Raw genomic sequence first — 25,544 nt, 5'->3', positions numbered from 1 at the left:
GTCAGATGGTTTGAGGAAGTCAATGCCTGAGAATAACAAAGTCCTGATCGGCTCCATCATATTTGTTTTTGGATCTTTCATCATGATGATCGTGATGTTGGTGTATGAGACCTATAAGAGCAAGTCAGAATTAGAGGCGATGTCCTCGCAGATGTCGACCAAGGCGAAAGTGCTTCAAGCGGCCCCTGTTCAGGATTACTCGATGTATAAAACTTTGACGGGTGATGAAGGGCGGGAAATGGTCGAGATTCCTGAAGGGCCCTTCACGATGGGCAATCGTGACGGTGATCCGGATGAAGGACCAGCGCATCCAGTTTACTTGAAAACCTATTATATCGACCTGAAAGAAGTCACCCAGCAAGAATACGATCGATTCCTGAAGATGACGAAACATCAACAGCCAGTCGTGCCGGTGTTTGAAGATGAAGTCTCAAAGCTTCAGAGTCCGGATTTCCCTGTGATGGCCGTCACCTGGAACGACGCCATTGCCTATTGTCGATGGGCCGGAAAGCGATTGCCGACTGAAGCCGAATGGGAAAAAGCGGCAAGGGGCGAAGGCAAGCGTCGTTATCCTTGGGGAGATAAGTTTGACAGGAATTATGCGAATGTTGATGGTGAAGATGATGGGTTTAAATATTTGGCGCCGGTGGGTTCATATGAAGTGGGTCGAAGCCCTTTTGGCCTCTATGATATGACTGGGAATGTCGCTGAATGGGTCATGGATAACTATGCGCCGGACTATTATCAGAAAACAACCTACCGCGATCCCTTAGGGCCTGAAGAAGAGGATGTGTATAAGGTCATTCGTGGTGGATCATGGCGGGAGTCACGATTAGGGGCACGCTTAACAAAACGCTTTTCTGCCAAAATGTGGCGGACCGATGCGACTGTTGGATTCCGTTGCGCCCAAACGCCGGAGGACAAGGCTCAAAAGCCCCTTTAAAAGATGAATGGAATGTCGTGACGCGGAACGAGAATAATCTTGTTCTTGTCAGTTGGTCAGTCTAGGATGAGAGTGGGTTAGAATCCATGGATGGTCGATTCAAGTTTGTCTTTTTGATTGCGGTCCTGGTTTTTACGAGTTTTCCTTTAATCGGAATTTTAAAAGGAACGAACAAGCCTCCTCCTGACCCTGATGAAGGGCTCCTCGCTTCTCGTCCTCCTCACGATGACCCTCCTTCGGAGCAAACACTCCCGGACATCCTCATTGAAGAACAGATGGTGAAAATACCAGCTGGTGAGTTTATCCGCGGAACCAACAGTGGCGGCTATAACGAACGGCCTGAGAACACATTCCATTTGGACAGTTATTGGATCGATAAGTTTGAGGTAACGAATCATCAGTACATGAAGTTTGTCGAAGAGACCGGGCATCGTAAGCCGGGGCCTCCATCGCGCTATGCCCGAAACATGGTCAATCTTCGAGGCGCCAATCAACCGGTGACGTACGTGTCGTGGTCCGATGCACAAGCCTATTGTGAATGGAGGGGGAAGCGGTTGCCGACGGAATCAGAATGGGAAAAAGCCATGAGGGGAACTGATGGGCGGACATGGCCATGGGGGGAGAAATTCGAGAAAACTTTCGCGAACTTAAACGGAAAACAAGACGGGTATGAGTTTACTTCGCCTGTCGGGTCTTTCCCGGAAGACCGGAGCATATTTGGAGTATATGATGGTGCAGGGAATTTAATGGAGTGGGTCAACAATTGGTATGTCGAGCGATTATACTTGCAGGCAACCGAGCTGGATAGCCTCCGTGATGCGAAAACGTACAAGGTGTTGCGTGGCGGGGGGTATACCAGTCATGGGGTCGATCTTCGCATTACAAGCCGAATGTTCATGGTCCCTGATTTTCGTGATGAAACGATAGGGTTCCGATGCGCTCGTTCTGAGGGAGAAAATGAATCCAAGGACGCAAAGGCTTCGAAATTAATGAAGGCGATTTCTTATGATTCTTAGAGGAAATCGAAATAGTAAAGGATCAGAAAGACGGCGAGGATAATATTGACAACCATTCCGGCCAAAACTATAATGTCGAACACTTTTGCATTAGTACGCATGAGATCTTCCCTTGAAAGAAAAAATAATAGAATTTGAATAGCATGCTCTTTAATTTGCTGTCAAGTATAATAAACTAGGTGGAACCATTTAGCTAATAGGTGGACAATGGCAAAAACAGATTCAGTGGAAACAAAGATTGGTAAGGCGATTTTTTACCTGACATGTGCGGTGAGTTTCTGGTTCTTTTATTGGTTTGCGGGTATTCAATGTCCTTGCTGATGAGTGAAAATTTTCTTGAAGATACTTACAGTATACCAGTTATTTAATTGGAGGGTGGCATGCAAATCGTCTATGTAGCAGTTTCACTCGTGATCTGTTTTTTGTACTTTCAGTTTTTGGATTGGTTCTTGATGGACGCACAGGGACTCGATTACTTCTACATGTTTAGATAGCTTTTGATGTTGATCAATCAGTAATTTTTAGAACGCATTGGATACATTAAAGAATTGCTCAAATTTAAAAGGAGGTTGGTCATGGGTCACCTGTTAGGTCGAATGACCCGTAACAGTAAAAAGGTGATGGCCGGTACGGCTTTATTTGCCATGCTTGGGCTTTTGGTACTCCCAATCTTTATGGCACTTCCCGCATTGGCTGGTGGCGGTGGCGGTGGTGGTGCCGGAAAACCTCCAGCTGAAGTTCTTGAGGCGCGAGCGGCTGCTGAGGCTGCCGGTGAAGGCGGGGAAGGAGCCGAAGAAGAAAAAGTCGAGATGGGTCGAGATGTCTATTATAAGACTGAAGGTCCAGCGATTGGTATGCCGGCACCTAAGACCGAGGACACTGAAGAATTCTATCCTCGGTATAATTTTGAGAGCCGAGTGCTCCTGTGGGTGGCCAACCAGCAGCATCTTTACTATGGGAGCTTTGTGCTTGCCGTTCCGATCTTTTGTATGTGTATCGAGTTTGCCGGATTGGTGAGTAAGGATAAGGCCATGGCTGCGAAGTATGATAAGTTGGCCTATGATTTTATCAAGATTAGTTTGACAGCCTATTCTCTTACGGCTATTCTTGGTGGGATTCTCATCTTTACCTTCCTGACTCTTTATCCTGCTTTCTTTGGTTATTTGTCGAGTATTTTCCGTCCGGTGATGCATATTTATGCGTTGCTCTTTGTTGCGGAGAGTGCCACTCTTTATATCTATTATTACGGTTGGAACCAGATGAAGGAGGGGGTCCTTAAGTGGGTACATGTGAGCATGAGTGTGATCCTGAATGTGATTGGGACGGTACTCATGTTCCTTGCGAATTCATGGATCGCCTTCATGATGTCTCCCGCTGGCGTTGATGAGCAGGGTCGCTATCTTGGAAATATTTGGCATGTGCTTCATACTGCACTTTGGAATCCATTGAACGTGCATCGAATCCTCGGGAATATGGCGTTCGGTGGTGGTGTGGTGGCAGCCTATGCAGCGTATAGATTCTTGTCAGCTAAAACTGATGAGGATCGTGCGCATTATGATTGGATGGGATATATCGCCATGAGTCTCGGTGTGGCGTTCTTGATCCCGCTTCCGTTTGCTGGTTACTGGCTTATGCGGGAAGTGTATGCTTATCGGCAGCAGATGGGTATCACGCTTATGGGTGGACTGTTGGCGTGGTTGTTTATTATCCAGGCTACCATGATCGGAATTCTCTTCCTTACAACCAATTATTATCTCTGGCAGGCATTAGGGAGAATGACTGGAGGCGAGCGCTTCCAGCGTTATATCAAGTATCTCGTGTTTATTCTGGTATGTGGTCTCTTGGTGTTTATTACACCGCATACCATTGTGATGACGCCTGCTGAGTTGAAAGCCATGGGTGGACAGCAGCACCCGGTACTTGGGAATTACGGTGTAATGTCGGCCAAGAATGGCGGCATTAATGCCATTATTATGACGACGATTTTGAGCTTTATTTGGTATCAGCGCGGGAACAAAATTCCTACGGTAAGCTGGTCTAAATTTGGAAATATATTTATGGGTTGTTTCTTCCTGATTGGTCAGCTGAACAATATTTGGTTGGCCTGCTATGGATACTTTATTCCTGCGAACGTGAGAATCGGTCTGTCGGTCCCCCAGGTCGCTGGTACTCTTTCGTGTCTGTTCCTGATGACTCCATTGAACCTGGCGATGTTGAAGGGGGCGAAAGAGCTTGGTCCAATTAGGTGGGGACAGATTCAACCTAGGTCGCAATACGCGTTAATCATGTTGGCCACGGCATTTACGTGGATGATGGGGTTAATGGGGTATATACGTTCATCGGTGAGACTGTTCTGGCACGTCAATGAAGTTATGCGTGATAACTCGCCTTGGGCATATACGCACACGATTGGTTTTGCCGCGAACGTTATCTCGTTTAATGTATTGTTCTTCTGGATTACCATCATGTTTGTCTTCTGGCTTGGAGCGTTGGGGATGAAACCATCGCCTGTTCCGGCTAAGGAATCCGTTCCTGGAACGCCAGCGCCACAACCTGCGGCGGGAAGCTAAAGATAAACATAGTTATTTCATTTAAATTGAATCCATTCGCCGCCTGAGGTCTTATCGCCTTGGGCGGCATCCTGATGGAGGGTAACAAAGGTGTTAGAACTTATTGGAGCCGGTTTTTCACTCGGGTGGCCAATGTTGGTTTTTTTGGTTGGCCTAATCCTGTACTTTCAGGCGTCTATTCCTGATCCCGTTCGAAAAAAGAATGCAACATTTAAAGGGCTGATCGGTATTGTTTGTGCTCAGCTGGCATTTATGGCTATCGCCAATTACACAAAGAATTTTAACCTGAATCCAGGTGTCTTGCCGATTTCATTGGTCTTAATTACGGCCATTACATTTGTGATGAGTCTGTATTTTGCCAACATCAGTGCGTTAATGAAAATTGGTGGATTTATGTTTTTCGTTGCGGCAGCATTATCCGGTTACGGAAACTGGCTTCCTCAAGTAGAGGGTGGTTTTCCTCCTCCAGTTGTCAAGCTTGACTTTCAAAGTATGTCGGCCCAACAGCTTGGTGACGAAGGTGAGAAAATCATATTCGGAGGACTCGGTCAGAGCAAAGTCCAAGGAGCAATCGGTAAGGGACAATGTCCGCTTTGTCATGGATTTCAAAAAGGTTTTTTGAGTGAAAGAGCTCCTAATCTTTTTGATATACCGGCAAGAGCTAAAACAAGGTTGGAAGAGCCGAATTATCACATGAACGACCCAGCCGCACGTCCTTCAGTTCAAAAAGAAGCATTTGAAGGGTCTGGTACTGCTACAAACGCATTAGAGTACATTGCTGAGTCCCATGCCTGTCCAAATTGTTACGTGGTTCCAGGGTTTGGGGTTAAGGGTTCAAATGATACCGAAAGCCCAATGCCAAAAATTCATAAGCCACCAATCTCTCTCTCCATGGGTGAGTTAGCGGCTGTTGATACGTGGATGTATGTGCGTGAAGGGTTAGAGTCTCCTTCATATGAAGAGATTCAATCAGCGTATGAGAAGTTCATCCCAGAGGGAGATCGAGTGACTGAATCGGCCGGTGATGATGCTGGTGGAGCGGCTGCCGGTGGAGTTTTAGCGACTGGAGATGAACCGGTTAATGAAATATTTATGAAGGGTGGATGTGTAGCCTGCCATACAATACCTGGGATTGAGGGAGCCACTGGAAAAGTTGGTCCAGCATTAATTGAGGGAACCAACGCTCCAAACCGCCTCAAAGATCCTGGTTATAAGGGGAAGGCTAAGTCCGTTAAAGAATACATTACTGAGTCGATTTTAGACCCCAGCGCGTACGTCGTTAAAGACTATCCCGATAATCAAATGCCGAAGGATTTTGGGAAAAAACTCAGTGCTGGAGCTGTCAATAAGGTTGTAGATTATTTATCACAAGTGAAGGAAGGGCAAGATCCGCCACCTGTTGAGTAGGATTCAATCTTATTGTCGGTGGTATGTCCTCACTAATCAAATCTAAGGAGTACTAAGGGATGACGTGGCTCAAACTAGTGGAAGGCTACATGCCGATGCAGATGATCAGCGAGCTGGCCATCTGTATCCTGATCATGGCAGGGATCAATTTCACGCTCAAGAAGGCGGGAATTGGAATTCCGAAGTTCTGGGCGGGGATTGGCGTCTGGATCTTTATTCTACTGTACCTCAAATACCGTATTTATCCACCCATTCCGTTTAGTGTTCGGGCCATTTATGGCACCGTCTCGGCCTGCGGTATTTTTATGTGGGTTTCCGGTTCTCAAGGGGAGTGGGAGGACTTTAAGCGTCCGATTATGAACGTGCTTGATGGGAAAACAGGATTTCACAAACTTGTTCGTGCGGCTGTGTTGATCGTCCTGCCGTTTTTACTAGCTGGATATGCGTATCAATCGTTTCTTCCAAGTTTCGAAGAGCCCATTGAACTTCGTACGGTTCATCCAGCTCCGCCGGCGACAACAAAAGTGCATGGTAAGACGTTCGTGCTTCAGACGGCTCAAAACCCTTTCCGTATCAATCCCGAGGGGAAATACGACCAAGAATACTCCAACGCTCACATTGTCGTTCAGGACATGGGGCGGTTGATGAAAGACATTAACAGCAAGGATGACAACCCCTGGGATCCCAATGCGGAGGGTTATATTAAGCATGTGCGTGAGGGTGGTGAAATATTTTTTCAGAATTGCCACTTCTGCCACGGAGACAATTTAAACGGTCGGGGCCTGTGGGCGTATGCGTTTAACCCAATTCCGGCAAACTTCACTGACGCCGGAACGATCGCTCAGCTTCAAGAAACCTTCGTGTTCTGGAGGGTTTCTCAGGGTGGTATTGGATTACCGCCAGAAGGATTTCCGTGGGCATCAGTGATGCCTCCATGGAAGGAGCACTTGACGACCGATGAAATTTGGAAAGTGGTAATGTTTGAATATTGGCACACGGGCTATTATCCCCGAACTTGGGACTAAGAGGGGGAATAGACACATGAAGCAAACAACCATTTCTATAAGACATAACCAAACGAGGATGATGATGCAGGACGGACACGAGCAGCGACAACAGTCTACGAGCCCACGACTTCTCGCCTTCTTAGGAGGTGCCATCCTCTGGGGGATGGTAGGTACCGTGTGGGCCCAAGATGCGGTACCTGAGGGGTTTAAAGTTGAAAGTCTTCCACCGGCGCCAGCTGCTGATCAAATCGAAGCTGGTAAACGAGTATACTTTACAAAATGTGTGTGGTGTCATGGCGTAGATGGAGCTGGTGATGGACCGGGTGCAGACCGGTTGTGGCCAAGACCGAGAAATTTTAATGCTGGAACTTTTAAGATTCGACACACTGCGAGTGGTGAGCTTCCGCTTATCGATGTTGACTTATTTCAGACAGTTACGCATGGTCTGCCTGGCTCAGCTATGCCTTCATGGGAGGGTATTCTTACAGACAAACAACGAAAAGATGTACTGGCGTTTGTAACGGCCGAGTTAGTGAAAGACCGATCTTGGCAAGATTCCGAGTTTGAAACGTTGACAGTCTTAGAGTTGGATAAACTCGCCGCCTCTGCCACGCCACCAACTCCTGAATCCATCAAGCATGGTTCCGAGTTAGTTGTGGAGAAGAAATGTATCGAGTGTCACGGACTGGAAGGCCGAGGCGATGGAAACGCGTTTAATTTGAAAGACGACTGGGGATTTTCAATTCAACCTGCTGACTGGCATAAGTGCTGGAATTTCCGTGGGAGTCGTCAAGACCCGTATAATGTTAAGAATATCTTCCGTACATTTTCCACAGGCGTGAATGGGACCCCGATGCCGTCGTTTGCCGATAGCACCTCAGTGGCGGATAGGTGGGACTTGGCTAATTACGTGAATTCATTGTGTGAGCGTGAGAATGAAATTAATATTGACGGGGGCAAGGTGACTGATGAAATTGCTCAAGAATTATCGACTGGTAAAGCATTGTCAGTCGACATTCTGACTGATAAACCAAAGGCGAATTTCGTGGTTCCTTCGAAATACCTGGAAGGGGAATTGCCAACGGATGAGTTGGATGAACGATGGAAGACGGTACCAAGAAGATGGATTGCATTGGGAGGTCAGATTACCCATAAACCTAGAAACTTCGTCAACCGTATAGATGATGCTTGGGTGCAATCAGCTTACAATGAGACGCACATTCAGTTTTTATTCCAATGGGATGATCGGACGAAGAGTATCGCCGAAGAGGAATTGGAATGGGATCCAACAGAAGTAAACTTGGAAGACTACGGAGTGGTCGAACAGCCACCAGGTGGAACAAAGTTTGAAGATGACCCAGAGCATCCTGAGTCGATTGCCTGGAGGCAGAATAAATACACCGTTTACAACGATGGGATCGCCTTTGAATTTCCGATCAAGTGGCAAGAGTTGCCGTTTCCGAGAAAGCCTCGATACCTCTGGGGGGATGAAAAGTTTGCGATGGATATCACTAAATGGACGGCGGATGGAAATCTCAGAGCGTTCGAGGGAACAGGCTGGGATCAAGACTTTAGTGACAGAGATATGACAGACGATTTAAAGCTGGTTAAAGCAGAATGGAAGGATGGACGTTGGACGGTTTTGATTCAACGACCCATTAAACGGGATTATGAAGCTGACGCTTGGTTAGAGGCTGGAAAATACATTCCACTTGTGTTTTTCGCATGGGATGGTCATAACGGGGATGCAGGCCGGAAAATGGCAGTGTCGGCCTTTTATTACCTCGTGATGGAGCCACCGATTCCGCAAGAAGCCTATATTTATCCCGTACTCATGGGTATTGGGCTGGTAGGGATCGAGGGTTGGGTATTGACGAGACGACGAAATCGTCGGGAAGGTAAGCTTGATACCTAGGTACTGACCTACCGCACCAGACAAGAACTAACCCGGGGGTGGGCTTGATAATAGCCCAGTCCCGGGTTTTTTTATTGTGCTGTCTAACAGGACTCCATGGATCAATCAGTACGAGATATCGAGGGTGTTCTTCTCGCCGGTGGAAAGAGTCGGCGGATGGGAAAAGATAAGCGCGAGCTATTGGTAGGCAGTGAGACGCTCCTTGAACGTGCCTTGAAGGTATATGAATCGGTGTTCTCCCAAATCAAGATCGTTGTTGCTGAGCATTCTCCCGTCACCGATACTCTTTCCCATCAAGTGCTGACAGATATTTTTCCAAACAAGGGCCCGGTTGGAGGATTATTTACCGCTCTTTCACGGTCAGCCTCCTTGTCGGTATTTTTAGCGGCCTGTGATATGCCGTTTCTCTCAGCTTCCTTGATTCGCCGGATTTGTGAGTTATCCCATGGTTTTGATGTGACCATGGTCCAGTTATCGACAGGAATGCAGCCGATGCAGGGAGTGTACTCGCGAAGGTGTACCCCTATCTTAAAGGAAATGATCGAAGACGATCAGCTTGAAATGCGTCAAATTCTTTCTCATCCCGACTTAAAGACTCATGTCGTTGAGGAATGTCAGATCCAGGACCTTGATCAAAACTTTCTTTCGTTTATGAATGTGAATACGCCCTCAGATCTTGAAATGGCGAATAAGCTCCTTCGGTCTTCTCGGTAATGTTTTTTCATCCTGATTGAGAACAATCTTATGGATACTCTGATACCCGTACGTGACCGTCAAGCAGGATAAAAGTGGCGTTCTGATATGAATATGGTGATCGTCCATCCAGGGACATTAGGGGATGTCCTGTTAAGTCTGAATGCGATGAGAGCCATCCGTCGATCTTTTCCCACAAAGCGCTGTGTTTGGGTCGGGAAGTCAGAAATCGGCGACTTGCTCTATTCATTAGGCGAGATTGAACATGCGATTTCCCTTGATTCCGGGTTTTTTACTGACCTTTTTCTTCCATTCGAACAGCGACGAGGCGCGACGAACGACATACTCAAAGACACTTCTCATTTTATCGGGTGGTTTTCTGATCCACAGGCGTTGCTTTCGCAGAGTCTGCATACTAATGGATTGTCCGATGTGATAGTCCGGTCTCCTCATGATGAAGAACTTTCAACACAGCATTATGAAGACCGGTTTCTGGAGACATTATGCCAATGGAATTTAGCGCAAGACGATGCTCCATCGTGCGGGTTAGAGTTTCCTCAGGATGTCTTGAAAGAAATGGAGGCTCCTTCCAGTGATACTCATACATTTTCGAATGCTCAAAAGATTATGATTCATCCTGGCAGTGGTAGTCCGCATAAATGTACGTCCGTAGCGCAACTCGTATCCATTGCTACACAGTTACATCAAAATGGAACGCGACGAAGAGAGTTCATGATTATAGAGGGTCCAGCGGATGAGAAGAATGTCAAGGGTCTGTGTGTCGCTCTGGAGGCTGTACCCCATACTGTCATCCATCAGCAATCACTCAGCGTAGTCTCCATGATGTTGCCTTCTGTTGATCTTTTTATAGGTCATGACTCCGGTTTGACGCATTTGGCGGCTGTGTGTGGAGTGCCATCAATCGCTCTCTTTGGTCCTACGGATCCTATGGTCTGGGCTCCGAGAGGAAAACATGTGGCGATCATTCAAGGAAATGCCTGTCGTTGTCATGATTGGACGAGCGTTCAAGCCTGTACATATAAGCCCTGTTTGAACATGTCTACTGAAAAAATTATCAACCAGGCAGAATGTTGGTTAGAGACTCAGTCTGCAGCTGTGCGGGGTTTCCATCATATTCCTCAATGAACTGGCTATCATTTGCTTGCCTCCCTGGAATGGCTGTGGTACATTCGGCGCCATTCGTCTTAAAATCCCTTATATTTTAAGAGGATAGAGGTATTTTGAAACGACGTCCCATTCAAGAGCAAGTTGTTGAAGCTTTGTCTGTCGCTCTGAGTCAAGCGGTAGATAACGGAGAATTGAGTTTGACCGATCAGCCTGTTCCTACGATCGAATTGCCCAAGCGAGAGGAGTGGGGCGACCTGTCTTCAAATATTGCGATGTTGGCCGCGCCTAAAGCGAAACGGCCACCGATGGAGATCGCAGGACTGCTTGCCTCCTCAATCAAGACAGCCCGTGAGGATCTCTTCGACCGGGTCGATGTGGCGCCGCCAGGATTTTTGAATTTTACGATCAACCCTCATCGCTGGACAGAGGTTCTACCCATAATCGAAGAACTCGGGCCAGCATATGGTTCGAGTCAGATCGGGAAAGGCCAACGCGTTATCCTGGAATTTGTCAGTGCGAATCCGACGGGACCCCTTCATGTGGGGCATGGACGTGGAGCTGCGCTTGGTCAGGCTGCGGCGAACCTCTTGGAGACTGTGGGATATCGCGTCCAACGGGAATATTACATCAATGATGCTGGTCGTCAATTACATCTTCTTGGACTTTCGGTCTATTCCCGGTACCAAGAATTTTATGGACGGACTGTGACGTTTCCCGAGGATGGATATCATGGGACGTACATCCGTTCGGTAGCCGAATCGATGGCGAAGGAATATGGGGAGAGCCTCCTCGATCTTGACCCAAGAGAAGCGGAGCGTCGTGCAGCGGAGTTCGCTTGTTCGAAATTACTCGGACGAATCAAAGATGATCTAGGAGTATTTGGGGTTGAATTTCATGAATGGTACAGTGAGGCCGGCTTGATTGCAGGAGGACATCTTGAACAGGCCTTAGAGGACCTCAAACAGCGAAATCTCATCTTTCAGGATGAAGGGGCTTGGTGGTTCAAGTCTTCAGCTTTTCAGGATGAGAAGGATCGTGTCGTGGCCAAGCAAGACGGGTCGTACACGTATCTTGCCTCGGATATCGCGTATCACCGGAATAAATTCTCGCGTGGTTTTGAGACTATCATCAATATCTGGGGAGCTGACCACCACGGGTATATCCCGCGCATGCAAGCAGCCGTTCAGGCCTTTGGCTATCACAAGGAGCAGTTTCGTGTGGTGCTAGTTCAAATGGTTAATCTCCTTCGAGGCGGAACCAAGGTTGAGATGTCTAAACGAGCCGGAGAGTTTGTCACGCTGCGTGAGGTGATTGATGAAGTCGGTGCGGATGCTGCGAAATTCTTTTTTCTCATGCGGCGGGCGGATAGTCATTTAGATTTTGATCTTGAGCTGGCGAAGCAACAGTCCTCGGATAATCCCGTCTATTATGTACAGTATGCTCATGCCCGTTTGGCGAGTCTCTTTCGCGTAGCGGAGTCTCGAGGTTTTCAGGTGCAATCCGTGGAACACGTTGATATGTCGCTGGTGATGACCCATGATGAGTTACGCCTGATCAAATGTCTGTCGCGTTACCCCGGAGTCGTAGAGGGCAGTGCGATGAATTTAGAGCCGCATCGCATGACGTTTTACCTGCAAGAATTAGCGGCATTGCTCCATACGTACTACAATAAACACCGGATTTTACCGCCATTGGCCCTGGACTCCGAGTTGAGCGAGGACGCGTCGAGAGATAGTGAGTCAAGTGAGTCAGAGCCTGAAATGCCTCAGTCCGGATCGGGAGAAGTCATCACGCCAGAGTTGACTGCCGCACGCTTGGCCATGATGCGTCAGGTCCAAACGGTTCTTCGCAATGGATTGGCGGTTCTTGGTATTTCTGCACCAGAGCAGATGTAATGGAGAAAAGGTGAATTTTGACCCAGTGCTCTTCGTTTACTGATAGGCGTATGAAGGTATAGGGGCGTTTCGACGAATGTTTTCTGTGCAACAGCATGATCCCTCCACCAGGGCCAGAACGGGCGTCTTGAAGACGATTCACGGCACGATTGACACACCTGTCTTCATGCCAGTGGGGTCGCTGGGAACCGTGAAAGGGATTGATCCTGACGAAATTCAATCGTGTGGCTTTGGTCTCATTCTGGGCAATGCCTATCATCTCTACTTAAGACCTGGGCATCATCTCATTGCCGAACAGGGCGGGTTGCACAATTTCATGCAATGGCCGGGTGCGATCCTAACGGATAGCGGCGGGTTTCAGATGGTTAGTCTCGCTGATCTCTGTCGTATTACCGAAGATGGAGTGGGGTTTAAGTCGCATCTGGATGGCTCGTGGCATCAATTGACTCCAGAGTTGTGTATGGAAATCCAAGTGGCACTTGGATCAGATGTTATGATGATGTTGGATCATTGTCCGCCGTATCCTTCTACGGAGACACAGGCCCGTGAAGCGGTTGAACGCACGACTCGTTGGGCGAGACGCTGTCTTTCTGTTTCTCGGCAATCCCATCAACATCTCTTTGGCATCGTTCAGGGCGGGATTTTTTCGCGATTGCGACTGGAGGCAGCAGCGCAACTGATGGATCTGGGGTTTGCCGGGTATGCTTTGGGTGGTCTCTCATTAGGTGAAGAAAAACCCACGATGTTTCAGGTTATCGAAGATGTGACCGCGCGGTTGCCGGTGGATCGTCCTCGCTATCTGATGGGCGTTGGGCTCCCGGAAGATATTCTCGAAGGTGTGTGTCGCGGCGTCGATATGTTCGACTGCGTGATTCCCACCCGGCATGGCCGAACGGGCTGGTTGTTTACGTCCTCCGGCCGGGTGTTGATCAAAAATGCCCGTTATGCCCGTGATGAGTCGCCTATAGATCCAGCTTGCACGTGCCCTGTCTGTACCCGGTATTCAAGGGCTTATCTTCGGCATTTGTTCGTGGCCAATGAAATGTTGGGTGTGAGACTCAATACTCTTCATAACCTTTGGTATTATGGGTCTTTGATGAAGCAAATTCGGGAAGCCATTCGGGAGGGTTGCCTCCAAGAATTTCGCGCTCAGTTTTATCGGATGCGAGAGAGCGATGGTCAAAACCTTCAATCATCATCTGTATGTGTGTGAACTCTTGTCCCGACTCATGAGTGTGGCATGGGGAAGGTTCTATCGTCGTCATGACTCTTAAGAGGTATTTCATGAAAGGTTGCACATGAACGCTATTGCCTGGGCGCAAACTGCGGGAGGAGGAAGTCCCCAAGCCGGTCTTCTCTCGTTCGTGCCATTTATCTTGATCTTTGTGGTATTTTATTTTCTTCTGATTTTGCCCCAGCAACGTCGGCAGAAAAAACAGCGGGAATTATTGGCGGCATTGAAAAAAGGCGATAAAGTGATCACCAGTGCGGGAATCTGGGGGACGATTACCAATCTTGATAAAGACACGGTAACCCTGCAAATCGCCGACAACACAAAAATACGCCTGCAGCGGGACTACGTAGGACGGCTCCGGGAGACAGAGGAAAATTCATGAGTCAGAACAGGTACATGCAATGAAAAAAATTCGTGGACGGCTGATTGCGCTGGTAGCGTTAACCGTCATCTCAGTGATGATTTCTTTACCCTCCTTTCCTTCACTCTATGCACCCCTCCCTGCTTGGATGAAGGCCGTATTGAGTGATCGTGGTTTGGCGCTCGGGCTAGATTTGCAAGGCGGTGTGCATCTTGTCCTTGAAGTGGAAGAAGATCGAGCGGTTGAAATTGCCGTCGATCGCTCAAAAAAAGCCCTCGAGGATTTGAAGGCGGACTCCGAACTTCCCTTTGCGTCAGTTGTCCGGGAAGGGACCCAGAGTCTGGTCATCACGCTTGAGGGCGGCGAAGAGGCGAAAGCGAAGGTCATGCAGGCGATGGAAGACGGTTTTCCCGGGTTCGAGTTGAAAGACTCCTCCGATACGACGTTGACTTACGAGCTTGATACCGTAGAGATTGACCGAATTAAAGATTCTGCGATCAATCAGGCCCTTGAGACGATTCGTAATCGAATTGACGAATTCGGCGTTGCTGAACCGTTGATTCAGCGTTTAGGTCGGAATCAAATCGCGGTGCAACTTCCTGGCGTGAAAGATCCAGAGCGGGCCAAAGATTTGATCAAGAAAACCGCGTTACTGGAATTTAAACTGTTGGATGAATCAACCGTGGCCTTGGAGCTTCCGCCCCGAGTGGAGGTAGGTCAGGCAGAGGCAGTCCGGAAAGAATTTGAAGGGCGATTGCCAAAAGACTCAGAAATCCTGTTTGAAAACATCATCTCGGAAGACGGAAAAGAGAGTTATCTTCGTCCGTATTTAATCAAAAAAGACACGGCCTTAACTGGAGATGTGTTGCAGGATGCCAGGGTGACCATTGGCGAGTTTAATGAGCCGATCGTGTCGCTGACGTTTGATAGTCGTGGGGCTCAGGAATTTGAGCGTCTCACCGGCGCCAATGTAGGAAAACGAATGGCCATTGTCTTGGATGGGAATGTTTACTCTGCTCCAACGATTAACGAAAAAATCGGTGGCGGGCGCGCGGTCATTAACGGTACCTTCACCACTGATGAAGCGAACGACCTAGCCGTCGTATTGCGTGCTGGTGCGCTGCCGGCTCCCATAAAGACACTCCAAGACCTCACCGTCGGCCCCTCACTGGGAAAAGATTCGATCGAAAAAGGCCTACGAACCTTGGTGATCGCAGGATGTTTAGTCCTTATCTTTATGATAGTGTACTACCGACTTTCTGGAGTCGTCGCGAATTTTGCGCTGGTGTTAAACCTCATCGGCTTATTGGGGGCATTGTCTGGTCTTAATGCGACACTGACGTTACCCGGAATTGCCGGGATTATCCTGACGATTGGGATGGGCGTTGACTCCAATATCTTAATCTTTGAACGTATTCGTGAAGAACTCAGGCTCGGGCGTCCAGTTCGCTTAGCGGTCGATAGTGGGTACGATAAGGCTTTTCTCACGATTGTGGATTCCCATGTTACGACCTTGATCACGGGGTTGGCCTTATTTCTGTTTGGCACCGGGCCTATCAAGGGGTTCGCCGTCACCCTATGTTTAGGCATTGCCATCAATTTATTCACGGCACTCGTAGGAACAAAAGTTGTCTTTGATGTGTTTAACAGGAAAAAACTCCAACAACTCAGCATTTGATCGAAACGGGTTGAGCCACTCATTCAGGGATAAGGTCGCACGCTATGTTTGAAATCGTCGGGAAAACCAATATTGATTTCATGGGACGACGCAAGATTGCCTTGGGCGTTTCTGGAGTCCTGGGGCTGTTGGGGCTGATTGCCATCATCCAAATTTCGATGGGCTCTGCCAATTTAGGGATTGATTTCGCAGGAGGAACAGCGGTTCAACTCAAGTTCGATCGACCCCTGTCGATTGAATCCGCACGCGCAGTGTTGGCCAAACATGGGCTGGGAGATGCCGAGCTTCAGGAATTTCCCCAGGATAATAAACTGCTGATACGTGTGAAGACAGAGAACACGATAGAGGACGCCATCAGCGATAAAATCATTCAGGCCTTTCGCGATGAATTTAAAGACCATGCCTTTGAGATTGATTCAAGTACATCGATCGGACCAACGATCGGAAAAAAGCTTCAACAGGATGCGTTGGTGGCGGTTGTCTTGTCGTTGATCGGCATTATTTTGTATATCGCGGCCAGGTTTGAGTTTCGATTTGGCGTGGCGGCGGCTGTCGCGACATTTCATGATGTGTTAGCGGTCCTTGGGATTTTTTCGTTGATGAATGTCGAAATTACGCTGCTCGTCGTCACGGCCTTGTTGACGCTCGCCGGTTACTCCTTGACGGATACGGTGATCGTGTTTGACCGAATTCGTGAAAATCTTCGGCAACGTCGACGCCAGTCGATTGAGACCATCATCAATAGTGGGATCAATCAAGTCCTGAGCCGGACGTTGGTGACGACCTTGACCGTGGTGCTCGTGTTAGTGCCTTTGACGTTATTTGGAGGTGAAGTTCTTCACGACTTTTCTCTGGCACTTCTCTTGGGTGTATTGATCGGAACCTACTCATCTGTGTTTGTCGCAAGCCCCCTGCTGCTCATCTGGCCTGGTGCCGAAGGCAAACTTCTGAGTCGAGGGAAATAGGCGTCAGTCGTCCCATTCCGTCACCCGACTTGCGAGACGCCTGGGTTCCTTCCTGTCCGGACTCTTCCTATGCCAAAAGTCTTTCGCGCGCCTGGTGGTTCCGTTCAAACTCCCAAGCAGCCCAACAAGCCGATCCTTGGAGTTTCCACTTCCAGAGCTGTAGTCATTGGCTCTTTTCCGGCTGGGCCGTCATATTCTCCTCAACAGGTCAAGACCCTTCGAGACTTTGAGCGAAGATTTGGCGGACTTCGTGCAGGTAACCTGTCTTCTTTGGTTGTCAGTCAATTTTTCGCCAACGGAGGATCGGACATTTGGGTGATTTCGACAGGGGCTACGTTTTTACGAAAAGCCTCACCTCTTCTGAAAGGTCTATCGTTAGTCCCACGGATACCGTTTGCTAATCTGCTTTTGATCCCTGAAACTTTTGAACTGAGTGATCGGGATGTTGATCAGGTGTATCGACAATCGGTTTTCGTGGCGGTCAAGCAAAGTCTCGTCTATATTTTAGACCTGCCTCGACGCAGTTCGTCTTTCCGAACGATACACGACCTCACAAGTTGGGTTCAGTCTCGACAGGAACTGTATCAACCGAACGTGGTCGTCTACTTTCCCTTCATTCAAGTCCATGCGGTTCGCAAGAACTCACCGACGATCACGATGCCTTCCAGTGGAACCCTGGCTGGGATTTATGCTCGCGTCGATCAGGCACAGGGAGTGTGGAAGGCCCCAGCTGGAGCCGAGGCGAACTTACGGGAAGTCGTTGGTCTTGAACCGGTCTTGGGCCGCAACGATCAACAAAGTTTAACCGTGGCAAACATCAATCCACTCACTCGTAAGGCGTCAGCTGGCTATATGGCCTGGGGAGCGCGAACGCTTTCTTCGGATTCAGAGTGGAAATATGTGCCTGTCCAGAGAACGGCGATCTACCTCAGGCAGAGTATTCAGCTAGGATTGAAATGGGCCGTCTTTGAACCGAACGATGAACCTTTATGGGCTCAAATTCGTCTGTTCGTCGGGACATTTTTAGAAACGATGTTTCGTCAAGGTGCCTTTCAAGGGAGAAAGGCTCGAGACGCGTATTTTGTCCGTTGTGGAAGAGATACCATCACGCTGCCGGATCAAACTGCTGGGCGGGTCAATCTGGTTGTAGGGTTTGCTCCCTTAAAACCGGCTGAATTTATCGTTATTCACATTCAACAGCAAGCTCAATCACTATAGCGATTCCAGCCAATTACAGTTTGCCTTTGCCTGCTTGCCTAGAGCTACCTTCTCTACCTTTAGTCCAGTTTGGTCCATTACCGTATTTGCCGTCGACTGCAACAGGATGCCAACCGGACCATCACCCGTAGTGAATCGTTACGATTCCTTGACATCGCAACAGACCAGGAAACAAAATATCTTATATAACAAGCGGTTTGCAGGATTGTTCTATCTTTTGAAGGTGTTACGAATGTGAAACGGTTGTTCCCGCCTCTAAACCTGAAAAGTAAGACCATCCTGGGAATGGTACTGGTTGGTCTTCTGCCACTCGTTCTTTCGCTTCTTCTGACCTACTTCGAGGAGCAGCGCGCGTTGCGGGAGACAGCTGGCATCAATTTTAAAGGTATGGCTGTCGAGGTGGCCAGAAAAGTCGAAACACAAATCATCCGGGGGATTAATGAAGCGCAACAACTTGCGACGATCCCTTTTATTCGTAGTGCAGTCACGGATTCTAATCGCAGTTATGAAGATAAAAATCCCGAGGAAATCGCTGAGCTGATCGAGCAGTGGCAGGAGCGTTGGCGGCAACGAGCGCATCAAGATCAATTTCCGTTGTTCATCAACCAATATGCGACCAATTATTTAATTCAATGGCATGAGGTGCGTCGGGCAGATTATTTGGCCATTTGGGTGACGGACAATCAGGGAGCGCTCGTGCTCAGCTCTTTCCCTCAGGTGAAATTTTTTCATGGGAACAGTGCGTGGTGGAAAGCGGTGTTCCATCAAGAGCAGCATCCGCAAGCCTATGTGAGTGACCTGTTCTTTGCGCCTTCTTTTGGCACGCATGTTCTGAATGTCGCTGTTCCGATTTTGGATGATCAGCGTGAGGACATCGTCGGTGTTGTCAGTATTCTGCTGCGCCGCGACTCATTGTTTCGTTCGATTTCCGAGGTGACGGCAGGGTCGACTGGCCATGCTATGTTAATGGCTTCTGATGGGATCCCATTGTTGTGTCCGGTGTTGTCCCTGGAAGAGCACCGTGCGTCGCCTGAACTGATTGAAGCCATTACCGCAAAGGAACCTGGTTGGGTCATGGCCAATCCTGACTCGCATGGAGCAGAAAATTCGATCGTGGGATTTGCTCCTCTCCACCTTGGCGTTGACCTTGCTCCGGAAAGTTTTGGCGGTCATCAGTGGCACATGCTCGTTCGTCAAGATCCAGCCGAAACGTATGCCCCGCTCGCTCAACTTTTAAATAAGGTGGCCTTCTATGGGTTGGCCGTATTCGTCATTCTGTGGATTTGCGGGGTGTTGGTCGCAGGACGGATCGTCAAGCCTATCCAGTCGTTGTACGAAGGGGTTCAGCGTATAGGCCGAGGCGATCTTGAGCATCAGATTCGAATTCAAACCGGTGATGAAATCGAACAATTAGCTGACGCGTTTAATGGGATGGCAAGCAATCTTGACCACTCATTTACCGAGCTAAATCACAAAGTGGAAGAGATAGGGCAGCTTAAAGAAAAGTATCGCGATCTCATCGAACATTCTCCAGAAATGATTCATCAACTTGATGCGTCTGGAGCGTTCGTACATGTCAACCAGACGGAATTGCAGAAGTTAGGTTATACCCTTGAAGATATGTTGGGCATGCCGTTGTGGGCTATTGTCCCCTCCGATCAACAGGAACGGATTAGGCAGTATGTGCAGCAACTTGGAAGTTTGGAGAATAAGACGATCGAGACGGTCTTCGTCACGCGTGAGGGAAAATTGATTGACGTCGAGATTCATTCGACGGCTCTGATAAATCCCGAGACCGGGCTCTTAGTCCACTCTCGCGGGTTTGTGCAAGATATCACCGACCGTAAAATTTTAGAACGTGAAGTGTCCCGGTACACGACGGGGTTAGAGCAAGAGGTCACTGATCGAACTCGGCAGCTTTCTGCATCGGAGGGTCGGTATAAGGCGTTGTTTAATCTTTCCGCGGATTCAATCTTTGTCGTGAATGATCAATGGCAGATTGAGGCGGTGAATGAACGTGAGCAGGACATGTTGGGCCATGCGCCGTCTCAAGTCGTTGGAACCTCTTTATTGGATTGGGTGGCACCCGATCAACGGGAAAAAACGGAGGACTTGTTGCGTCGAGTCAGAGAGGAGTCGCACAAGATTTCCACTCAAGAAATTGTGGTGTACGATGTTGATCGACAACGTCGTGAAGTCGAAATTGATGTGGTCCATGTCGACATGGCCGGTCATTCCGCGGTGATGGTGCAGTTGAGAGACATCGCGGAGCGTAAACGTTTGCAAGATCAGTTGCATCGTTACAGTGAAGCGCTGGAAGAAAAGGTCCAAGAGCGGACCAAGGAAATTGAACAGGCCAAACAATATATCGAAAGCCTCCTCGAAAACGCGAATGACGTGATTTATACCTTGGATCGAGAGCAATGTTTTACCTATGTGAACAGTCAGGTGGAGCTCTGGGGGTATACGAAAGAAGATCTCATCGGTCGTCCTTTCTTGACTCTGTTGTCGAAACGCTATCGTGGTCGGCATTTAAAGGATACGTTGGATATTGGGGCGAAACAGGTCTACGAAGTTGAGATGGTAAGCCGAATCGGAGATCACCGTTCAGTCCTGGTCAGTGTTTCCCCTTTGTTCGATCAACATGGAGAGCCCATGGGAATGTTGGGTATCGCCCGGGATATTACCGAGCGTAAAACTCTCGAACGGCAAGTGCAAAATGCCGAACGTTTGGCGTCAGTCGGAAAATTGGCGGCAGGTGTGGCTCATGAAATCAACAATCCTTTAGGGGGAATCTTAAATTGCTTGTACAACATACGTAAGGGAACGTTGAGTGAAGCACGGTCTCAAGAGTACATGCATTTTATGGAGGATGGACTTCAACGTGTGCAAAAAATCGTTCGTCAATTATTAGATTTCTCGCAACAATATCCACCTGAGCTTGTGGCGACAGACATCAATCCGCTCGTCGACCGAGTCATCGCGCTGACAAGCCATATGCTCGCTGCGAAGGCGATTGAACTGCGAAAGGACTGCCACGCGGCGTTGCCCTTGCTCATGGTTGATCCGCACATGATCGAGCAGGTATTGACGAACCTGATCTTAAACGCGGCCCAAGCTACTCAATCAGGAGGGAATGTGATCGTTCGAACTCGACAGACTGATCGTGTATGTGAAATCGACGTGGAAGATACGGGCTGTGGTATTGCCTCGGAGGTTCGTTCAAAGATTTTCGACCCGTTTTTTACAACCAAAAAAACGGGAGAGGGGACAGGGCTCGGGTTGTCGGTGAGTTTAGGGATTGTTGAGCGTCATGGTGGAGAGATGATTCTCGAAAGCGAAGTCGGAAAGGGGACTAAGTTTACCGTTCGGCTTCCCATTGTTTCTGTCCGGACTCCAGAGCAGGTGATCTCATGAATTCTTCCTCCATTCTCGTTATTGACGATGAACCGTTAATGCGGTTGTCTATGGTAGATGCCCTGGAGGCCATTGGCTATGCGGTCCAAGAGGCGTCCACCGGCGATGAAGGATTAGAGAAATTACGGTCGTCTCGGTTTGATGTCGTAATTACCGACCTTCGGTTGCCCGGGGTTGATGGGCTGGAAATCGTCCGGGCCGCGAAGGAGCATCATCCCAGCACGGAAGTGATTCTGATCACGGCTCACGGGTCAGTGGATACAGCCGTGCAGGCGATGAAGCATGGCGCCTATGACTATATCACGAAACCGTTTTCAATGGACGAACTCCTGTTGATCGTTGAGCGGGTCACGAAAGTTGTTGGGCTTCAACGGGAGAACCGCGAGCTTCGTGAGGAGTTAGAGAGTAAATTTAGTTTTGGGGGAATTATCGGAAAGAATCGGCGAATGCAAGAAGTGCTCGAAAAGGTCAAGCTCGTGTCAGGCACCGATGCAACGGTGTTGGTGTATGGAGAAAGTGGGACAGGGAAGGAATTGATCGCCAATGCGATCCACCGTAATAGTCCACGGGCTCAACATGCCTTGATTAAGGTTAGTTGTGCCGCACTGCCTGAAACGCTCTTGGAGGCAGAATTGTTTGGGCATGAAAAAGGTGCGTTCACGGGAGCCCTCAAACAGCGGCGTGGCCGGTTTGAGCTCGCTCATCAGGGGACGTTGTTTCTCGACGAAATCGGTGAGATCTCTCCGCTCGTGCAGGTGAAGCTGTTGCGGGTTTTACAGGAGAGACAATTTGAACGAGTTGGAGGCAATGAAACCATTGAAGTCGATGTTCGGCTTGTCTGTGCCACGCAGAAAGATTTGAAATTTGAAGTCGAAAGAGGCCAATTCCGAGAAGATCTGTACTATCGTTTAAACGTTGTCCCAGTGCATCTTCCACCTCTTCGTGAACGAAAAGAAGACGTGTTTGTGATCGCCGAACATCTTTTACAGGCATTCGCGAATCGGGCGCAGCAGTCGCCGAAAGTGATTTCACGGCAAGCCCAGGAAATTCTCATGCGCTATTCATTCCCGGGAAATGTTCGAGAACTCGAGAATACGCTCGAACGTGCGATTGCACTGGCTCAAAATTCTGATGAAATCCAGGCATGGGATCTCTGTGGGCAAAGCCATTGTTCCTTCGCGAGTGGCGAACATCAGGCGGGATGTGGGTTTTGCCAGGAACTGCACCCTGGGAAAAAGGCTCAGGGGGGAGGGGAGACGCTTGCGGCTGCCAGAGAACGATTCGAACGTTCGCATATTTTGGATGTTCTGAATCGGACCGGCTGGAGCCGGACGATGGCCTCAAAAGTCTTGGGCTTGTCGCGAAAAGCCTTGTGGGAGAAATGTAAGCGATATGATATCTCGAGTGTGGATGAGGCCAAGAGAGAAACAAATCTATAAAGAATTGCTGAAAGTAGACTAGTCGCCAGGAAAGGGCTCTATCGTAGCGTTCTTGAGGACAGGCGCAGATTATCAAGTCAAAGACTTTGACCGTACAAGCCTGTCAATGATGTTTTGGGGGACATCTTCCTTTCAAGCCGTGTTCTCATTTCACAGTCAGGCACCGCCTTCCCACAACATGATGGTCCGGTCGGTCGAGGCCGTGGCAAGAAATCGACCATCTGCCGATAAGGCGATGCCTCGTATGGGGCCCTTATGGGGTTTTAACGTGCGGAAACATTTTCCGGTTTCAAGGTTCCACATTTTCACTGAAGCATCGTCGCTGGCGCTGATCAGGACTTTTCCGTCAGCGGTCACCAAAAGGTTTCGCACCCATCCGCTATGGCCTCTAAGCGTCCTATATTCACGTAATTCCGGCATCTCAAATAATTTGATCGTACAGTCTCTACTTCCGGAGAATAAGGTTTTTCCATCTGGGGTATAGGTGAGTGCGCCAATCCAATATTCCATGGGCTTTTGAAATCCACCTTGATCATCGACAAAATACCCCCTGGCTTCCGACTCTTCGTCGTTGGCGTCATCTCTCCAATGCGCGTTATGCACGCACTTTTCTTCTCCACTTGGAAGAACTTCATAGAGCCGGAGTTTCCCGATGTCGCTGCCTGACACCAGGTGGATGCCATCAGGGCTGAAGGCTGTACAGACAGACCAATGATGATCGTACTGATCTTTCCCGAGTAGGGTCATTAATTCGGTGCCAGTCGTGATTTCCCAGATCTTAATATCTTTATTTTGACCAGCTCTGGCTAACATCAATCCGTCCGGAGAAAAAGAGATATTCGTGACGGCATGATCGTACCGCGTAAAGAGAAGACGTGTGGTCTCCCCAGTGTTCGGATTCCATAGCCGAATGGTCCGATCTTCGCTGGCTGTCGCCAGTGTTTGGCCATCAGGGCTATAAGCGACCTGGCGAATATTGTGGGTATGTCCCCGTAGTGATCGTAGAATTCGTCCGGTTTCGATATCCCATATTCTGACATAGCGATCGTTTCCCCCACTCGCGAGTGTTAAGCCATCCGGTGCGAACGAGACACTCCACACATCCTGTGTATGTCCCCGAAATGTCTTAACCTGTTGAGCGCCAGCTTCCCAGTGCTCGAGTGAATTTAAGTTCTCTTCATGAAGGTCATCAAGATACGGTGCCCCATCGGGAGTGTCTGTTGGGGTGGTTGAAGCCGTAGGATTATTCATGCCGTAACTCCTTTAAAAAACATGTTCATAGAGAAATTCTTTGGAAATTGTCGGGCCATGAGAAAGGAGAAGTCCCTTGCTAATGGAAAGAGACGCTTCCTATAATCAAATAGAGAGTATGACGAATTCTTTAGCTTTTGATACTAAACACCACCTTGATCATGAGTCAAGGTAAAGGTGTGTCATCTGCATGTCGGGTATCTCATGGCCTGCTCCCGACCAATCAATGTGTTGATCATTTTGAAGGCTTAAGCCTCGCACGGAGGATTTATGGAGATTCGTTTTCAGCCAGCACTCTTGCAAGAAGTTATTGACTCGTTTTCTGAAAAGACCGAACGAGAGGGTGACCCTACCTACTATAATGAATTTCATGAGATGGCTGATCCCATTTATGAAAAGTATTCATTAGATGATCGGGAGCCAGAATTCAAGAAACTCTATCAACAACTCTTTGGGAAGTGGGGATTTGCAGATATTCTCAATCAATCGTTCGATGAGTTTCCAGTGCTTAAGGCAAAGATCGGCATTGTGTTGGTTCGGGGAGTATTGAAAGAAGATCAGGAGGGCGTTGATATTCTTCGTAAGTGGGGAACAGTTGAAGAAAAACTTGCCAAGCAATTCGAAGAAAAAGGTCTCAAAGGTGTTGGCATTAAATTGATTCCTCGACGCTTTTATGATCCCGCCATTAATCGTTACCTTCGTCACGAATTGACGCACATTTCAGATATGTTGGATGATGCATTTGGGTATGATGCTGACACAAAAGTGGGGTTCAACCCGGGAGAAGAGCATTTGATCCTCAACCGGTATCGAGTGCTCTGGAGTTTACATGTCGATAGCCGTATTGCCCGATCCGGTAAGGAACCGATGTTTTCCAAAGAATACCGCTTTCGGGAATTTCGAACGTGGTATCGGAAAATTTTACCAGGACAAGTCGAGGGAGTCTTCGAAGGTTTGTGGCAAGCCGAGTATTTGACCCACGCAGAGCTTTTGGAGATGGCGGCCGATACGATTCGTGTTATGGATCGAGCCATTGAAGTTGAGGATGGAGAGGTTCCAGATTTGCCGACAAAGCCACTCCTCATGCCTGGATTTCCGTGTCCTCTTTGTCGCTTCCCCACCTATTCATGGGTAGAAAATCTCGAAGAAAAATTAGAAGGTTTCGTCCTTGACTATATTCGCGAAAACCATCCTGGCTGGGAAGTTGAGTACGGGGCATGTGATCGGTGTTTTGAGGTTTATAAGCTGCGTGCGGCTGGCGTTGTCTAAAGCGGGAAGATCTTATACATACTTGATTAATTGAAAATCTATTGTGTCCTGATATGAAAACTTCCAAATCAGATCCCAGGTCAGGTGATGAGCGTTCGCTAGGAAGGCGAAACTTTATTCGCCAATCCATGGTATCGC

At 48.5% G+C, this 25,544-nt stretch carries 18 protein-coding genes; 17 read left to right on the top strand and 1 reads right to left on the bottom strand.

Annotated features, from left to right (window positions below; genetic code table 11):
- Positions 1 to 22 precede the first annotated feature (22 nt).
- The 16 genes from MRJ96_01505 to MRJ96_01430 all read left to right on the top strand — a co-directional run bounded on the left by MRJ96_01505 (position 23) and on the right by MRJ96_01430 (position 22,886).
- Positions 23 to 943: a formylglycine-generating enzyme family protein gene (locus tag MRJ96_01505; protein MDR4500119.1), complete on the top strand. Its 921-nt coding sequence runs from the start codon at positions 23 to 25 to the stop codon at positions 941 to 943.
- Positions 944 to 1,029: 86 nt separating this feature from the next.
- Positions 1,030 to 1,959 carry a formylglycine-generating enzyme family protein gene (locus tag MRJ96_01500; GenBank protein MDR4500118.1) on the top strand — a complete coding sequence of 310 codons (930 nt, stop codon included), beginning with the start codon at positions 1,030 to 1,032 and terminating at the stop codon, positions 1,957 to 1,959.
- Between the two features lie 575 nt (positions 1,960 to 2,534).
- Complete coding sequence (locus MRJ96_01495; GenBank protein ID MDR4500117.1) at positions 2,535 to 4,529, top strand: cytochrome ubiquinol oxidase subunit I; 1,995 nt, start codon at positions 2,535 to 2,537, stop codon at positions 4,527 to 4,529.
- Between the two features lie 90 nt (positions 4,530 to 4,619).
- On the top strand, positions 4,620 to 5,936 hold the full coding sequence (locus MRJ96_01490; GenBank protein ID MDR4500116.1) for a c-type cytochrome: 1,317 nt from the start codon (positions 4,620 to 4,622) through the stop codon (positions 5,934 to 5,936).
- Positions 5,937 to 5,995: 59 nt separating this feature from the next.
- Entirely contained in the window at positions 5,996 to 6,961 is a 966-nt protein-coding gene (locus MRJ96_01485; GenBank protein MDR4500115.1) for a cytochrome c, read from the top strand.
- 16 nt (positions 6,962 to 6,977) lie between these two features.
- Positions 6,978 to 8,858, top strand: a complete 1,881-nt coding sequence (locus tag MRJ96_01480) for a c-type cytochrome (protein ID MDR4500114.1) — start codon at positions 6,978 to 6,980, stop codon at positions 8,856 to 8,858.
- A 96-nt stretch (positions 8,859 to 8,954) separates the two neighbouring features.
- Positions 8,955 to 9,572 (top strand): molybdenum cofactor guanylyltransferase, encoded by a 618-nt coding sequence (locus MRJ96_01475; protein ID MDR4500113.1) that lies wholly within the window; start codon positions 8,955 to 8,957, stop codon positions 9,570 to 9,572.
- 87 nt (positions 9,573 to 9,659) lie between these two features.
- A complete protein-coding gene (locus tag MRJ96_01470; GenBank protein ID MDR4500112.1) occupies positions 9,660 to 10,697 on the top strand; it encodes a glycosyltransferase family 9 protein in 1,038 nt (345 codons plus the stop codon).
- Between the two features lie 95 nt (positions 10,698 to 10,792).
- Positions 10,793 to 12,574: an arginine--tRNA ligase gene (argS, locus tag MRJ96_01465; GenBank protein MDR4500111.1), complete on the top strand. Its 1,782-nt coding sequence runs from the start codon at positions 10,793 to 10,795 to the stop codon at positions 12,572 to 12,574.
- A 76-nt stretch (positions 12,575 to 12,650) separates the two neighbouring features.
- The gene (gene tgt / locus MRJ96_01460; protein MDR4500110.1) at positions 12,651 to 13,787 is read left to right on the top strand and encodes a tRNA guanosine(34) transglycosylase Tgt; all 1,137 of its coding nucleotides are present in this window, start codon (positions 12,651 to 12,653) and stop codon (positions 13,785 to 13,787) included.
- Between the two features lie 85 nt (positions 13,788 to 13,872).
- On the top strand, positions 13,873 to 14,190 hold the full coding sequence (gene yajC / locus MRJ96_01455; protein ID MDR4500109.1) for a preprotein translocase subunit YajC: 318 nt from the start codon (positions 13,873 to 13,875) through the stop codon (positions 14,188 to 14,190).
- A 19-nt stretch (positions 14,191 to 14,209) separates the two neighbouring features.
- Positions 14,210 to 15,847, top strand: coding sequence for a protein translocase subunit SecD (gene secD, locus MRJ96_01450; protein MDR4500108.1), 1,638 nt, complete (start codon positions 14,210 to 14,212; stop codon positions 15,845 to 15,847).
- A gap of 44 nt (positions 15,848 to 15,891) precedes the next feature.
- A complete protein-coding gene (gene secF / locus MRJ96_01445; protein ID MDR4500107.1) occupies positions 15,892 to 16,812 on the top strand; it encodes a protein translocase subunit SecF in 921 nt (306 codons plus the stop codon).
- 69 nt (positions 16,813 to 16,881) lie between these two features.
- Complete coding sequence (locus MRJ96_01440; protein ID MDR4500106.1) at positions 16,882 to 18,030, top strand: phage tail sheath subtilisin-like domain-containing protein; 1,149 nt, start codon at positions 16,882 to 16,884, stop codon at positions 18,028 to 18,030.
- A gap of 234 nt (positions 18,031 to 18,264) precedes the next feature.
- Positions 18,265 to 21,447: a PAS domain S-box protein gene (locus tag MRJ96_01435; protein ID MDR4500105.1), complete on the top strand. Its 3,183-nt coding sequence runs from the start codon at positions 18,265 to 18,267 to the stop codon at positions 21,445 to 21,447.
- Entirely contained in the window at positions 21,444 to 22,886 is a 1,443-nt protein-coding gene (locus MRJ96_01430; GenBank protein MDR4500104.1) for a sigma-54 dependent transcriptional regulator, read from the top strand. Before MRJ96_01435 ends, MRJ96_01430 begins: the two co-directional genes overlap by 4 nt.
- 156 nt (positions 22,887 to 23,042) lie before the next feature.
- On the opposite strand, the gene MRJ96_01425 is transcribed toward MRJ96_01430, so the two are convergent.
- Positions 23,043 to 24,137, bottom strand: a complete 1,095-nt coding sequence (locus MRJ96_01425; protein ID MDR4500103.1) for a WD40 repeat domain-containing protein — start codon at positions 24,135 to 24,137, stop codon at positions 23,043 to 23,045.
- A gap of 270 nt (positions 24,138 to 24,407) precedes the next feature.
- Here MRJ96_01425 and MRJ96_01420 point away from each other — a divergent pair, with 270 nt between their 5' ends.
- On the top strand, positions 24,408 to 25,406 hold the full coding sequence (locus tag MRJ96_01420) for a hypothetical protein (protein MDR4500102.1): 999 nt from the start codon (positions 24,408 to 24,410) through the stop codon (positions 25,404 to 25,406).
- Positions 25,407 to 25,544 lie beyond the last annotated feature (138 nt).

This window comes from Nitrospirales bacterium (assembly GCA_031315865.1).
Taxonomy (GTDB): domain Bacteria; phylum Nitrospirota; class Nitrospiria; order Nitrospirales; family UBA8639; genus JAGQKC01.
This window is presented reverse-complemented; position numbering and strand designations above follow the sequence as displayed.

What these genes read in the sequence shown, in the direction of transcription:
- MRJ96_01440 (MDR4500106.1), top strand. Translation starts at nt 16,882, where the DNA reads ATGCCAAAAGTCTTTCGCGCGCCTGGTGGTTCCGTTCAAACTCCCAAG.
- MRJ96_01470 (MDR4500112.1), top strand. Translation starts at nt 9,660, where the DNA reads ATGAATATGGTGATCGTCCATCCAGGGACATTAGGGGATGTCCTGTTA.
- secD (MDR4500108.1), top strand. Translation starts at nt 14,210, where the DNA reads ATGAAAAAAATTCGTGGACGGCTGATTGCGCTGGTAGCGTTAACCGTC.
- MRJ96_01485 (MDR4500115.1), top strand. Translation starts at nt 5,996, where the DNA reads ATGACGTGGCTCAAACTAGTGGAAGGCTACATGCCGATGCAGATGATC.
- secF (MDR4500107.1), top strand. Translation starts at nt 15,892, where the DNA reads ATGTTTGAAATCGTCGGGAAAACCAATATTGATTTCATGGGACGACGC.
- yajC (MDR4500109.1), top strand. Translation starts at nt 13,873, where the DNA reads ATGAACGCTATTGCCTGGGCGCAAACTGCGGGAGGAGGAAGTCCCCAA.
- MRJ96_01500 (MDR4500118.1), top strand. Translation starts at nt 1,030, where the DNA reads ATGGATGGTCGATTCAAGTTTGTCTTTTTGATTGCGGTCCTGGTTTTT.
- tgt (MDR4500110.1), top strand. Translation starts at nt 12,651, where the DNA reads ATGTTTTCTGTGCAACAGCATGATCCCTCCACCAGGGCCAGAACGGGC.
- MRJ96_01495 (MDR4500117.1), top strand. Translation starts at nt 2,535, where the DNA reads ATGGGTCACCTGTTAGGTCGAATGACCCGTAACAGTAAAAAGGTGATG.
- MRJ96_01425 (MDR4500103.1), bottom strand. Translation starts at nt 24,137, where the DNA reads ATGAATAATCCTACGGCTTCAACCACCCCAACAGACACTCCCGATGGG.
- MRJ96_01505 (MDR4500119.1), top strand. Translation starts at nt 23, where the DNA reads ATGCCTGAGAATAACAAAGTCCTGATCGGCTCCATCATATTTGTTTTT.
- MRJ96_01420 (MDR4500102.1), top strand. Translation starts at nt 24,408, where the DNA reads ATGGAGATTCGTTTTCAGCCAGCACTCTTGCAAGAAGTTATTGACTCG.
- MRJ96_01475 (MDR4500113.1), top strand. Translation starts at nt 8,955, where the DNA reads ATGGATCAATCAGTACGAGATATCGAGGGTGTTCTTCTCGCCGGTGGA.
- MRJ96_01430 (MDR4500104.1), top strand. Translation starts at nt 21,444, where the DNA reads ATGAATTCTTCCTCCATTCTCGTTATTGACGATGAACCGTTAATGCGG.
- MRJ96_01480 (MDR4500114.1), top strand. Translation starts at nt 6,978, where the DNA reads ATGAAGCAAACAACCATTTCTATAAGACATAACCAAACGAGGATGATG.